General features: G+C 44.4%; 10 protein-coding genes and 2 pseudogenes. 4 read left to right on the forward strand and 8 right to left on the reverse strand.

The annotated features are described in order from the left end of the window. Positions 1-99 precede the first annotated feature (99 nt). The 5 genes and pseudogenes from HUN01_RS35570 to HUN01_RS21950 all read right to left on the reverse strand — a co-directional run bounded on the left by HUN01_RS35570 (position 100) and on the right by HUN01_RS21950 (position 5,643). A pseudogene (locus HUN01_RS35570) lies at positions 100-3,304 on the reverse strand (HEAT repeat domain-containing protein). After that, positions 3,278-3,502, reverse strand: a pseudogene (locus HUN01_RS36750) (HEAT repeat domain-containing protein); the annotation flags it as partial. The pseudogenes HUN01_RS36750 and HUN01_RS35570, both read right to left, overlap by 27 nt. Before the next feature lie 530 nt (positions 3,503-4,032). Then, positions 4,033-4,254, reverse strand: a complete 222-nt coding sequence (locus tag HUN01_RS21940) for a hypothetical protein (protein WP_181927974.1) — start codon at positions 4,252-4,254, stop codon at positions 4,033-4,035. Positions 4,255-4,600: 346 nt separating this feature from the next. After that, positions 4,601-4,987, reverse strand: a complete 387-nt coding sequence (locus HUN01_RS21945) for an endonuclease domain-containing protein (protein ID WP_181927975.1) — start codon at positions 4,985-4,987, stop codon at positions 4,601-4,603. A gap of 179 nt (positions 4,988-5,166) precedes the next feature. Then, positions 5,167-5,643, reverse strand: a complete 477-nt coding sequence (locus tag HUN01_RS21950; protein WP_181927976.1) for a hypothetical protein — start codon at positions 5,641-5,643, stop codon at positions 5,167-5,169. A gap of 387 nt (positions 5,644-6,030) precedes the next feature. Here HUN01_RS21950 and chlP point away from each other — a divergent pair, with 387 nt between their 5' ends. From chlP to HUN01_RS21965, 3 genes are all read left to right on the forward strand, one after another. After that, a complete protein-coding gene (gene chlP, locus HUN01_RS21955; RefSeq protein ID WP_069074865.1) occupies positions 6,031-7,251 on the forward strand; it encodes a geranylgeranyl reductase in 1,221 nt (406 codons plus the stop codon). 153 nt (positions 7,252-7,404) lie between these two features. Then, on the forward strand, positions 7,405-8,244 hold the full coding sequence (locus HUN01_RS21960; protein ID WP_181927977.1) for a GNAT family N-acetyltransferase: 840 nt from the start codon (positions 7,405-7,407) through the stop codon (positions 8,242-8,244). Between the two features lie 227 nt (positions 8,245-8,471). Beyond that, the gene (locus HUN01_RS21965; RefSeq protein ID WP_181927978.1) at positions 8,472-9,800 is read left to right on the forward strand and encodes a pentapeptide repeat-containing protein; all 1,329 of its coding nucleotides are present in this window, start codon (positions 8,472-8,474) and stop codon (positions 9,798-9,800) included. A gap of 208 nt (positions 9,801-10,008) precedes the next feature. Here HUN01_RS21965 and HUN01_RS21970 read toward each other — a convergent pair whose 3' ends face one another. From HUN01_RS21970 to HUN01_RS21980, 3 genes are read right to left on the reverse strand one after another with little or no spacing between them, the layout of a single operon-like run. Further along, positions 10,009-10,623 carry a Uma2 family endonuclease gene (locus HUN01_RS21970; RefSeq protein ID WP_181927979.1) on the reverse strand — a complete coding sequence of 205 codons (615 nt, stop codon included), beginning with the start codon at positions 10,621-10,623 and terminating at the stop codon, positions 10,009-10,011. Positions 10,624-10,679: 56 nt separating this feature from the next. Then, a complete protein-coding gene (gene map / locus HUN01_RS21975; protein ID WP_181927980.1) occupies positions 10,680-11,480 on the reverse strand; it encodes a type I methionyl aminopeptidase in 801 nt (266 codons plus the stop codon). Further along, positions 11,480-12,496 carry a Gfo/Idh/MocA family protein gene (locus HUN01_RS21980; protein WP_181927981.1) on the reverse strand — a complete coding sequence of 339 codons (1,017 nt, stop codon included), beginning with the start codon at positions 12,494-12,496 and terminating at the stop codon, positions 11,480-11,482. The genes map and HUN01_RS21980 overlap by 1 nt, the downstream gene beginning before the upstream one ends. Before the next feature lie 743 nt (positions 12,497-13,239). Between HUN01_RS21980 and HUN01_RS21985 the strand changes: the two genes are divergently transcribed. After that, positions 13,240-13,539, forward strand: a complete 300-nt coding sequence (locus HUN01_RS21985) for a ferredoxin (protein ID WP_069073385.1) — start codon at positions 13,240-13,242, stop codon at positions 13,537-13,539. Positions 13,540-13,552: the final 13 nt, after the last annotated feature.

Here is a 13,552-nt window from a genome sequence, read left to right on the forward strand (position 1 = left end):
TTACTGTGTCTTACATATACCATACATAATTATTTATAGATGAACAAGATTTAGGCTCTACTTTTCAGTTCGCATAAATGCCCAATGCCCCATGCCAACTTACCTAGTTCGCAACAATTGCACAAAGGTATTACTCACCGTATTGTCTTTGGTGTCGGCAGCGTATTGAATCAAATCTTCCCGCAGTTCTTTGGCTGCATCTAATGGGAGTAAGGTTGCTAGCAAGAAATAAACGCCACGAAAACGGGGATCGCCCATTCTATCAACTAATAGTCCTTCGGCGGCATCACTTTCGCCGAGAAAGTTTTGCACCAAGAAGAAATCCATGATTTTATCGTGGCGGAAGTACCATTCTTTCTTGGCTCCGCCTTTTTCACCTTCCCACTGACGGCTGACTACCATTTTGTATTTCTCGTCTTCCAAAGACATGGCAACTTGGTGAAATTCATCGGCAGGTAAGGCTTGTTTGTCATCGAGTCGCATTTGGTAGACGGCGGCTGAGAATCTTTTGAGCGGAAATTCTTGTTTCCATTCTTGCTGGTATTCTGCCGCCATCAGGTTGTATTGCTGTTCTTGCAGGCGAAACAAGTTTGGCTGTTTACCTTGTGATAACATTAGCGCTACCACAGTTAGATCCATTGGATTGGAAAGAATTCGGCGGACAGCATCTAACTCTTCTTTGGCTTGTTGGTTGTTGAGGACTTCTGTTAAATAATTGGTGCAGGCTTGGGTGTAATCAGCACCTTGAATTTTGGCATCTTGGGGGAGTCGCGGCTGACGGGAGATCAAAAACTCTTGAATTTGTTGTTGTTCAAGGGGCTGCAAGTAGTAAGTTTTTGCTGTTGAGGGGGGTGTCCACTCTAGGGGCTGGGTAGTCATGATAATGTTGCCCCGGAAATAGCTTTCGACAAACTGGCAGATTTTGGCGCGTGTTTCGGCGGTGACTTCGTTGAGTCCGTCGATGCAGATATCTATCGCGCCACTGTAAATCAGGTTTTTCAGGAAGCTGGCATCTTGGGCTTGGCCGTGTAGCTTGTCTTGGATGGCTTCAATTACGCCTTTATGACATTTTTGGGCGGGGAGATAAACAACTATGCGCTGGGAGTTTTTCAAGAGATGGCGGAGAAACATCGACTTGCCTAAGCCGGAATCTCCTTGTAAGATAATTTGTCCTTGAATACTGGGGAGGGCTGCGGTAATTGGCTGGATGTCTCCTGAAATGGGGACTTTGACTTTTGATTCTGGGAAGTATGATTGCTCATAAAAATTATCTAACCCGGCATCGGCTAATAGGGAAGGTTTGAAGGGTTCAAATAATTTGCGGCGGAAGGGGGAACCAGGTGAGGAGAAAGCCGACATAGCCGACGCCGAGAATCCGGCGTACCCAAGGGTTCCAGAAGAAGATGGCTTGGATTTGGGGGAATTTGGGGTAGGCGAAGATGAGGGCTAGCCAAAAGGCGGCGTGGGACAGGATAGTAATTCTGGCGTTGAAAAACCACTGCCAACCTTTGAGGTTAATTATGACTGATTGCAGTGAGTCAGCTTCGTTGTAGCCGGCGTTTTTCAGGTTGTGGTAGTGAGTTTCTAAAATCAAAATATCTTGTTGTTGCCAAGAGACTTTTCTGGCAACTACAGCAATTTGCCTAGCTAAGTCTTGTTGTAAACGTGGAAATTCTTGACTGAGTTTCCAGGTAGTACGGAATTCTTCTAGTATTTTGACACCTTCAGGGTGCTTCAGATTATCGGGAGTTGCTTGAGGTCTGCCAAGCCATTTCAGTAAAGTTTGCACTTGCTCAGTGCCGCCACCCAAGAAATAAGTCCAAAATCGCCAAAATTCATAATTATTCTGACCATAATCAAAACTTCCCTGATTTGGTTCGTAGACATAATTCAAAACTACAGCAACCTCTTCTAATTTCAGTTGTCTGATTTTTCCCAATGCCGATGCCGCACTACCACGAACGTCGGCGGGAACCTTTTCATCCTTGAGGAAATTGAGGATGTCAGGGACATACTTGGCTGCGGTGTCTCCCAAGTTGCCCAATGCCGATGCCGCACCTGAACGAACTTTGGCGTCCACCTTTTCATCCTTGAGGAAATTGAGGATGTCAGGGACATACTTGGCTGCGGCGTCTCCCAAGTTGCCCAATGCCGATGCCGCACCATAACGAACGTTGGTGGGAACCTTTTCATCCTTGAGGAAATTGAGGATGTCAGGGACATACTTGGTTGCGACGTCTCCCAAGTTGCCCAATGCCGATGCCGCACTATAACGAACGTCGGCGTCCACCTTTTCATCCTTGAGGATATTAGCGATGTCAGGGACATACTTGGCTGCGGCGTCTCCCAAGTTGCCCAATGCCGATGCCGCACCATAACGAACGTTGGTGTCCACCTTTTCATCCTTGAGGATATTAGCGATGTCAGGGACATACTTGGCTGCGGCGTCTCCCAAGTTGCCCAATGCCGATGCCGCATCATAACGAACGTTGGTGGGAACCTTTTCATCCTTGAGGAAATTGAGGATGTCAGGGACATACTTGGCTGCGGTGTCTCCCAAGTTGCCCAATGCCGATGCCGCACCTGAACGAACTTTGGCGTCCACCTTTTCATCCTTGAGGAAATTGAGGATGTCAGGGACATACTTGGCTGCGGCGTCTCCCAAGTTGCCCAATGCCGATGCCGCACCATAACGAACGTTGGTGGGAACCTTTTCATCCTTGAGGAAATTGAGGATGTCAGGGACATACTTGGTTGCGACGTCTCCCAAGTTGCCCAATGCCGATGCCGCACTATAACGAACGTCGGCGTCCACCTTTTCATCCTTGAGGATATTAGCGATGTCAGGGACATACTTGGTTGCGACGTCTCCCAAGTTGCCCAATGCCGATGCCGCACTACTACGAACGTTGGTGGGAACCGTTTCATCCTTGAGGATATTAGCGATGTCAGGGACATAGTTGGCTGCGGCGTCTCCCAAGTTGCCCAATGCCGATGCCGCACTACCACGAACGTTGGTGGGAAGCGTTTCATCCTTAAGGATATTAGCGATGTCAGGGACATAGTTGGCTGCGGCGTCTCCCAAGTTGCCCAATGCCGATGCCGCACTACCACGAACGTTGGTGGGAACCGTTTCATCCTTAAGGATATTAGCGATGTCAGGGACATAGTTGGCTGCGGCGTCTCCCAAGTTGCCCAATGCCGATGCCGCACCATAACGAACGTTGGCGTCCACCTTTTTATCCTTGAGGAAATTGAGGATGTCAGGGACATAGTTGGCTGCGGCGTCTCCCAAGTTGCCCAATGCCGATGCCGCACCTGAACGAACGTTGGCGTCCACCTTTTCATCCTTAAGGATATTAGCGATGTCAGGGACATACTTGGCTGCGGCGTCTCCCAAGTTGCCCAATGCCGATGCCGCACCTGAACGAACTTTGGCGTCCACCTTTTCATCCTTGAGGATATTGGCAGCTTTCTCGGCAATATCCTCTGGTTTCTTCACCAGGGATTTTAAATCTTTCAGATTATCCCTCTTCTGTCACTCTCCGAAAACATTTGCCTTTTCTAAAATCTAGAGCTTTTGTATAACAAGCGATTGCGCGATTATTTTCTAATAACAAATACAAGTCCTATTTTTTTCTAATAGTATAGCTTGTATTGATTGCCTCATGAGGCTTCTAGCGATCACTTTCCCGGAAAGTGACAGAAGAGGGTTATATTCAACTAATTTATCCAGAGCATATTCCTTAACTTTGTCGTGTCCATCATCAAGGGCGGCTAATATACCGTTAATCTGCCAATCTTGGGGTTTGGGTTTGGGGGTTTCTTTGGCGTTTACCCAAGGTAGAGAGAGGAAGAGAGTTAGGAGTAGGGTGAAACAGAAAAGGAAAAAGAGGGAGAGCTTGTTAGTGTGGCGGGGAGTTATGAGCATAAATCAGGGCAAGGCGGCAGATTACACGCGGCTATGGGTATAATACCAAGCTTGCAATTCCTAATTCCTGATTTAGAGTCTTTAATATTCGTGAGTGAGCATTAAAGGCTCATTAACAAAGCTCTGAGGTTCATCGCTGATGCTTTGAGGTTCATCGACGAAGCTTTGAGGTTCATCGCTGATGCTTTGAGGTTCATCGGCGAAGCTTTGAGGTTCATCGGCGAAGCTTTGAGGTTCATCGACGATGCTTTGAGGTTCATCGACGAAGCTTTAAGGTTCATCGGCGATGCTTTGAGGTTTATCGGCGATGCTTTGAGGTTCATTGACCAAAAGATACATCTCGTTTTGCAAATCGGGAGACTCTCAATATGATTCGGTTAAGGTGCGTAGTCATGGAGATCCCCCTAAATCCCCCTTAAGAAGGGGGACTTTAATTCCGGTTCCCCCCTTTTTTAAGGCAGGGCTGTTTCATTCCCTAAAGAGCGTTAAATATCAAGGGTTCTAGCGATTTAAAATTGATTATTTTGTTACCAGCGTGCCAAGAAAATGAACAATTTTACTGTTGTTCAAGTGCTTAAAAGTTCATCTTCTCGTCACCCTCACTTACAATTTTCTCGCTAACCATCTTGACAAATCATGTTTGAAATGGAATGAAACAGCCCTGCTTTTTTAAGGGGGGTTAGGGGGGATCATCTGCTGTATCTGCTCACATACACTATCAAAGTGATTTAAAACTTGACTATTTGTAAACCTAATGATCTTTAAACCATAGCCTTCCAAAATGTTTGTTCTCTCCAGATCGTAATCTTGACCTTCATCTGTAAAATGGCTATCCCCATCAATTTCAATCACTGTTTGTAAAGGAGGACAGTAAAAATCTACTATGAAATGATTAATTGGTCGTTGTCTTAAAACCCGATATTGAAAATTTCTCAAATATTCATTCCACAGCTTTTTTTCTGCTGGGGTCATATTTTTACGAAGTTCTTTCGCTCTTTCTACAAGCTTTGGATTGTAAGGTAGATAGAGATTGCTGCTATTGAGTTGGTTTGTCATTTTTTCTAGTGTTTATACCCCCTATGCTGCTCGGTTAAGGTGCATAGTCATTGGAGATCCCCCCTAACCCCCCTTAAAAAAGGGGGGAACCGGAGTCGAAATCAAAGTCCCCCTTTTTAAGGGGGATTTAGGGGGATCTCAAAGTATTGGCTACATCACTAAAAGCTTTTTAAAAGCCTTTAAGAATCGACAGCAGCTTTCGCAGGTTTACTTTTAATAGCTTTAAACCGTTCGCCTAACTGTTGAGCAATAGTTTTTAACCCTGGAGTTTTTTTAGCAGCAGTCTTGACGTAATCATAAACTGTCAAACTACTACCCATTGCTTCGCTACCAACAGCCATTAGGGTATCATCTACCTGTTCTGTCAGTTGTCGCAGTCCAATCAAAACTTCGGTGAGGTTAGCAGCTAGTTGATAATCCCGCACAAATTCTTCTAAATCAAAGCTGGCTGGTAAAATATCTCGGTTAGATTGGGCAGCAATCAGGCTATTGTTGACAAAAGCTAGTCTTTTATCACCCATTTTAAATAAGTTGCGTCGTTCTTCTGCACTCAGGGTAACGAGAAAAGGCATCTTTGCTTGGATAGTCGCAAAGGCTGCTTTAATTTCTTGGATATCTGCTGGGGTAAGGGAGGCGGTAATGTTTTGGTAAGGCATTGGTTATTTACTGTGGTAAATCTGTTTGTTATGATTCCCATTGGTAAATGCGATGTCTACGACGGGCTACGCCTACGCACAGTATTTAAAGAAGGGGAAGTAGGGAAATTAACCTCTCTGGTGTACACATAAGTCAGATCCAGTTTTAGAAAGCCCTCATGTAGAGACGCGATTTATCGCGTCTAAAAGACTGACACTTTAGAGAGACGCGATAAATCGCCGTCTCTACAAAGAATTTACTCATGCCATCCATCCGCCATCTCGTTTTTCGTATCGAAACATTAAGGAATATTGCATTTGTGCAGAAACCTGGGGGAAAAGCGCCAAATCACTAGAAAGACCGTGGTAGTATGCTCTCGGTAAATGTGAAGATTGGGAGAAAGACCTTTGACACTACGGGTTGCTGTTATTGGGTCAGGCCCTGCTGGTTCATCTGCCGCTGAAACACTGGCAGCCTCTGGGATTGAAACCTACCTGTTTGAGCGGAAGCTAGACAACGCAAAGCCTTGTGGGGGTGCAATTCCCCTGTGTATGGTGAGTGAATTTGACTTACCACCAGAGATTATCGATCGCCGAGTCCGGAAGATGAAAATGATTTCGCCTTCCAATCGCGAGGTTGATATCAATCTGATAAATGAAGATGAATATATAGGAATGTGCCGTCGGGAAGTGCTGGATGGCTTCTTGCGCGATCGCGCGGCAAAAGTAGGCGCAAATTTAATTAATGCCACTGTTCATAAACTTGATATACCAGGAAACAATACTGATCCCTATACCATCCATTACATTGACCATACAGACGGTATATCACAGGGGATTGCTAAAACCCTGAAGGTGGATCTAATTATTGGGGCCGATGGGGCTAATTCTCGCGTTGCTAAAGAAATGGACGCTGGGGATTACAATTATGCGATCGCTTTCCAAGAGCGAATTCGCTTACCCGAAGACAAAATGGCCTACTATAACGACCTCGCCGAAATGTATGTCGGTGATGACGTTTCTACCGATTTCTACGCTTGGGTTTTCCCCAAATATGACCACGTAGCTGTCGGTACTGGCACGATGCACATCAACAAAGCCAGCATCAAACAGTTACAAGCTGGTATCCGCGCCCGTGCTTCCGAGAAGCTAGCAGGCGGTAAAATCATCAAAGTCGAAGCCCACCCCATTCCTGAACATCCCCGTCCCCGTCGTGTTGTTGGTCGCATCGCTTTGGTGGGAGATGCTGCTGGTTATGTTACTAAGTCCTCTGGCGAAGGTATTTATTTTGCCGCTAAATCTGGGCGGATGTGTGCTGAAACCATTGTAGAAACATCTAACAGTGGTAGCCGTATTCCTACAGAAGGCGACCTCAAGCTTTACCTGAAGCGTTGGGATAAAAGATACGGACTCACCTACAAGGTGTTGGACATTCTACAAACCGTCTTCTATCGTTCCGATGCTACCCGTGAGGCATTTGTGGAAATGTGTGATGACCTCGATGTGCAGCGGCTAACATTTGATAGCTATCTGTATAAAACGGTTGTCCCTGCTAATCCCATCACCCAATTGAAGATTACTGCCAAAACCATTGGTAGTCTAATTCGGGGTAATGCCCTTGCACCTTAATTGAGGGCAAATGACTGGGAATTCCAACAAATAAATTACTCAATTTTGTGGGGTGGATATCTTGCATGCTTAATTAATCAGGGCTGCAAGATGCCCACCCCACAATATATATTTTTATCATTTGATAGTAATGGTTAGTGAAGAAGGCTAATCATGCAACTAAATCGATTCGACAACATTCAGGAATTCTGGCACTGCACTCAGGCTTACTTACTCCAGCATCAGGTAGAAAATAATGTTTTGCTCAGTATTTTGCATACCTTGTTGCATAACCCAGAACGTTATCTGGGTAAGCCTTATTTAGCAATTGTCCAAACAAGTGGCGAGATTGTAGCTGTTGCCATCCGCACCCCACCCCAAAAATTGATCCTATCCAAAGCCCAGAATATGGATGCTTTGCGGTTGATTGCTCAAGATTTGCGTCAAGAGCAACTGCCAGGAAGCATGGGACTGGCTAAAGAGGTAGAAATATTCTCGCAGATTTGGCAAGCGCTGACAGGACAATTTTATCAACGGTCGGTGGTAATGAAAATTTACCAATTAACGGCAGTGCAAAGAGTCTCAACGGCCAGAGGATATCTTAGACTGGCAACTGAAGGCGATCGCTCTCTTTTGATCAAGTGGCTTTCTGCATTTTTATCTGAGATAGATGAGGCGGTGAGCGAGGATGTTGAATACCAAGTAGATAATCGATTGAAACAGCAGAATACTTATTTTTGGGTTGATAGCATTCCAGTTTCAGTTGCGTCTAGTAAACAAGTGTTACCTACAATTGGTCGAATCAATTTAGCTTATACACCACCAGAGTCTCGTCGCAAAGGATATGCCACTGCCTGTGTCACAGCGTTAAGCCAAAAACTGCTAGATCAGGGATGTCGCCATTGTTTCCTCATAGCAGATTTAGCCAATCCCACAGCCAATAATATTTATCAAGCGATTGGGTATTGCCCCATTTGTGATTGGGACGAATATTCATTCACCTCAAAGGAGTAAGCAGAATAAAGCGATCGCTCCAATTAAATTACTTTCTATGGCAGAATATGCAAATTGCGATCGCTCCAGGCTGTTCAAGTCAGGTGAGCAACTGGTCTAGCAATGACTGTTAGGGCAATAGTGGTAGTTTTCAGAAGTACAAGCAGGATAATCTTCGGCCTGTTTTTTAACAATTTACTGCGGTAGGAACGCTGCATAACCTGGATTGAGAGGGCAAAATAGAAAACATGACTTCCTCTAATCTACCAACCCCAGAACCAGCCCCCGAAAACGATTTGCAGCCAGATGACTTTGACGGTGGTGCAACGGAGAAAAACCTAAACTCAGAAGCACTAGCGACGCAACAAGCATTAGCGGCGATCGCGTCTTTAAAATCTCCGCATTTACAACAAGCCCGTTCTGACTTCAAGCAACATACTACCAAGCAATTTACAGTTAAGCCGAGGGCATTGCTGATTACTCTAATCGCGATCGCCATCACCCTCGTTGGAGTTATCCTCAATAACTGGATCATCGGCATTATCGGAACGCTGATAGCTTTGCTTTTATCCCTCGCGATATTATTGCCTTGGTTGCAAGAAGTTTTAAACGAGTGGTTTTCACCCCAAGAACGCACGCTGTTTGTGGCATTTTTGGGACTAATAGTAGCCATCATTGGCTTGATCAGATTCACAGGTGCAGGCGATCGCTTACTGCTTTTAGGACGCCAGATTAACTGGGATATTGCTGGTAGCCTAGCAGAATGGTTTGGCGCTTTGGGGCAAATTCTCATCGCTATCATCGCCGTTTACGTAGCATGGCGACAATATGTCATTTCTAAAGACTTGACAATTCAGCAAAATATGCTGACGGTTCAGCAAAATATTATTACCCAGCAACAGACAATTGATTCTTATTTCCAAGGTGTTTCAGACTTGGTATTAGATGAAGAAGGATTATTAGAAGATTGGCCCCAAGAAAGAGCGATCGCTGAAGGACGCACTGCGGCGATTTTAAGTAGTGTCGATGCTAGTGGGAAAGCGAAAATTCTCCGTTTTCTCTCACGTTCTAAGTTACTGTCACCTCTAAAACGCGATGGCCGATTAGGTAGAGCCATTTTCAACGGAAGTGGCGGATATGCAGAAGACCGCCTAGAAGGTGTGCGCGTCATTGATTTAGGCGTAATGTTAGCCGCAGCAGACCTTTCTGGTACTGATTTGCGTTGGACTGATCTGAGCGAAGCTAATCTTGTCCGCGCTAATCTGGTCGGTTGTGATTTAGTAAAAGCCAATCTTTCTCGCACAATTTTATATAGTGCTAATCTTAGCGATGCTGACCTGAACGGGATTCGCCTATTTTATGGTGTAGTAGATAGAGCATCACCCCGCAGCCGCACTGAACCACCAGATTATGAAACTGGGGAACAAACTGGCGCTGTGGTGGAAAATGCCGATTTCAGCAATGTACAAAGGATGTCTGAGTCTACACGTCACTACTGTTGCAGTTGGGGTGGCGAAAAAACCAGAGGTACTATTCCTGGTGGGTGTGAAGGTATTCCCAATAAGTTGGGAAGATAGTTATAACAGAATTCAGGATTCAGAATTCAGAATTCAGGAGTAAAACACAGTTTAAATATAGCCGTGTCACACAGATTAGGACAGTCTTGATTGCTCAAAGTCTTGAAACAACTGGGTTTATACTCAGCACTCAGCACTTAGCACTCAGCACTCAGCACTTAGCTATACTTCTCTCCAGAGAGTGCTACGTGTTCCCCAATCTCTAACTCTACCGACCCGCAATAAATATCTGTTCTGCGGTCAAATTCAGGTCTGGAAATGTTTGGGAGATGAGGCGTTCTGTTCCCCTAAACTGTTGTCCTTGATAAGTTCCATCGACTAACTGATAAATTGTGATTACAGGTTGCTTGGATAAGCCGATGTAGCGTTTGCCTCCTAGCCCTAGATAATCTGCGATCCAATACTCCCCAATACCTAAAGCTTCGTAGTCTTCCACTTTTCGGGCATAGTCATTCTGCCAATTGGTACTGACAACCTCCACGACCAATTTAACAGACTTGCCTAGTGTAATCACTGGCTCAGTTTTCCATAGTGGCTCATTCGCCAAACCCGTCTGATCAAGAATCACAACATCGGGTCTAAAGGCTGAATTTTGACCTAATGGTTTAATCAGACATTTCATGGGAATAAACCAAGGCAAATTGAGCAGATCAATTGCTACGTTGAGCTTACGATTAATTAACCCAGCTACCTGTTCATGAAGTCCAGTGGGTTCCAAGTCGATTAGTTCTCCGTCGATTAACTCGTAGCGTACATCATCCAGATAGCCAGCAATGAATGTCTCAGAGCTAAGAGTACCTGTATTAAGAGTGGCTGAAACCATCGAGATTTATCCTTCCAGGTTCAGAACTAGAGCAGGTATTGCTGCTCTTAATTATTCTAACTAGCTGTTTTATCTAGGTTCCAGTAATTCTCGCCTTCAGGTAAGGTGAGGATTTCAACGCCATCTTCAGTTACAGCTAAGGTATGCTCACATTGAGCAGAAAGCTTGCGATCGCGCGTTACCGCAGTCCATTTATCGCTGAGAACTTCGACTTCGTAAGTACCTTCGTTAATCATTGGCTCAATAGTAAAAACCATCCCTGGTCTGAGGCGCTTGCCTTTACCGCGTGTCCCATAATGGGGAACATCCGGCGCAGTATGGAAAATATTACTGATGCCATGTCCAACGAAATCTCGCACCACAGAAAAGCCTTCTGCTTCAGCATACTCTTGAATGGCTGCACCAATGTCGCCAATGCGCCCCCCAGGTTTAACTTCAGCAATACCGAGGCGGAGACACTCCTCTGTCACCTCTACCAGCTTTCTCGTTGTTGGGGAAGGAGTACCGACAAAAAATGTCTTGGATGTATCACCGTGATACCCCTCAACAATCGGCGTTACATCAATATTAATGATGTCACCTTCTTTCAGAATTTGCTTGGCGTTAGGAATGCCGTGACAAATTACCTCATTTACACTGGTGCAAATCGATTTAGGATAGCCCTTATAACCAAGAGGTGCGCTTTTTGCTCCATGCGCTTGCGTCCAACGTTCGGCTTCATCATTCAGTTCAAGAGTGCTAACCCCTGGCTTCACAAACGGTTCAAGATGCTGGAGGAGTTTGGCTGCTAAACGCCCAGCTTGACGCATTTTATCTATTTCTCGCTGGGATAAAATAACAATTAGTTCGGTTTTCATTAACTTTTATCTAAAGTATCTTTCATAAACATAGTTAACCCTGTCTTTGCAGCTCTTTGTGCAGCATCAGCAACCTTTAGGGTATATAAGCTCTCCTCTGGGGTAACGTACAAAGGAGTCCCATCAAAAAGATGGTCTAACACCATATTCGTGTCTTTAGCAAACAAACCCCGACGAGGGCCAACTTCTATAGCTGTTGTTTCCCCTGGCTGGATAAAAATTCCGGTGTCGCCATCAAAAATTAAACCACCTTTTTCACCGTGAACTTCAAACTTACGTTCTGATTGCCAAATACTTTCGCCTTTGCCATAAACTACTTGGGCTAAAAGTCCACTGTTAAACGATACTTCACTAGTGCAGAAACAGGTTTGGTAGTATTCCGGTTCTATTTCCCAATATCGCTGATGACAGTTAACAGTAAATACTGTACCAAACAAATCGGTGAGACGATGTAGGCGAGACAGGGCACCAATTAAGGGAAAACCGAACAACTCGTGGTTATAAGTCCATTTGCGGGGTGCAGGATTTTGGGGATTGATGGTGCTGTAGCGAACATAAAACACTTCACCAATTTTGGCTAAGTTTTGCTTTAAGGCTTGATGCAAACCACCCAAAAGTTCTAGGTGTTCCACGTGCAGAAGTTTTTTTTGTGCTCTGGCTAAGATAATCAGTTCCTCGGCTTCGACTACATCCAACGAGAGAGGATACTCTACAATTACGTGTTTGCTGTTGGTGAGGGCTGCACGAGCGATCGCACCATGATCTCGATTAATAGTGGAGATCGCTACTAGGTCTATATCTTCCCGCTCTACTAGCTCTTGCCAAGAACTCAACGCTTCAATTTGGTACTCTCTGGCAAAGGCTTCTGTTTTTTCTGGGATATGACCAACAACTGCGACTAAATGCGATCGCTCATCATTAAGAAATGCTTCAGATCGAAACTTTGCCGCATACCCAGTACCTACCAAACCTACACGCACTATTGCTTTTTCCAAAGCTGCTTCTGAATTATACATGATCCTCACTAGTTCTGTTTTGGAGTCTCCCACGTTTATAGTGGTAAGATTCTCTCTTCATGGGGAATCCAATGACTTCACCAGTCTAGACTCTACAACATTCGTCATAACCTCTCAAGGTATTTGAAGCTAGTCAGAAGTACGTATGCTCAAAAGAGAAAACTTGAAAAGAAAAGCCCCCTTTTTTATTTAGGGTAGGTTTGTTTAAATTCATAAATTAAGTTCTTTGTCAAGACAATGAACAAAAAAATTGAGAACAATAAAGATTACCGCTTCAGCCAGAAAATTTCAGTGCTTCTCTAGGGAATTGCCGCAGACAAGCGCTGCGATCGCTATGATAATTGTCTAATCAGATTTTTTAATGATTTTTTGCTCATAACGCTTGTAAATCAGCGCCTTTCAGGAAATAAAACAGCTATGTTTTTTAAGGGAGTTGGAGGATCTCTTTTGCGTAAATCCTAAAAAACATAGGTAATATTAATCTTATTCATGTTTTATTCTCAGTAACATAATTTTTACTAATCACAACCTCACTAGGGCATGAAATAATATAAATAAAACTTATCGGGATTAAGCAACTAAATTTCATTACTAATCGGGTTCAATTTCCAGTTACATCGTTTAATTTTTCTCGTAGTATCAGAATTGAAGCAAATTTGAACTAGCGGCTAATTCCACAGAACAGCCGTGACCTTTGCCTTAAAATAACTTATACTGCCGTTTGCAAAAGAGAGGATTACTCAATGCCAACTTATAAAGTGACACTAATCAACGAGGCCGAAGGACTAAATAAGACGCTTGACGTTGATGACGATACCTATATTCTGGACGCTGCTGAAGAAGCTGGTCTTGACTTGCCTTACTCTTGCCGCGCTGGTGCTTGTTCTACCTGTGCAGGTAAAATCGTATCAGGTAGTGTCGATCAGGGCGACCAATCATTCTTAGATGATGAACAAATCGAAAAGGGATATGTACTGACTTGTGTCGCCTATCCAACCTCTGACGTAACAATCGAAACTCACAAAGAAGAAGATCTTTACTAAGAGTCAGCGACTC

Origin of the sequence: Nostoc edaphicum CCNP1411, from assembly GCF_014023275.1 — a bacterium.
In the GTDB taxonomy this organism is placed as follows: domain Bacteria; phylum Cyanobacteriota; class Cyanobacteriia; order Cyanobacteriales; family Nostocaceae; genus Nostoc; species Nostoc edaphicum_A.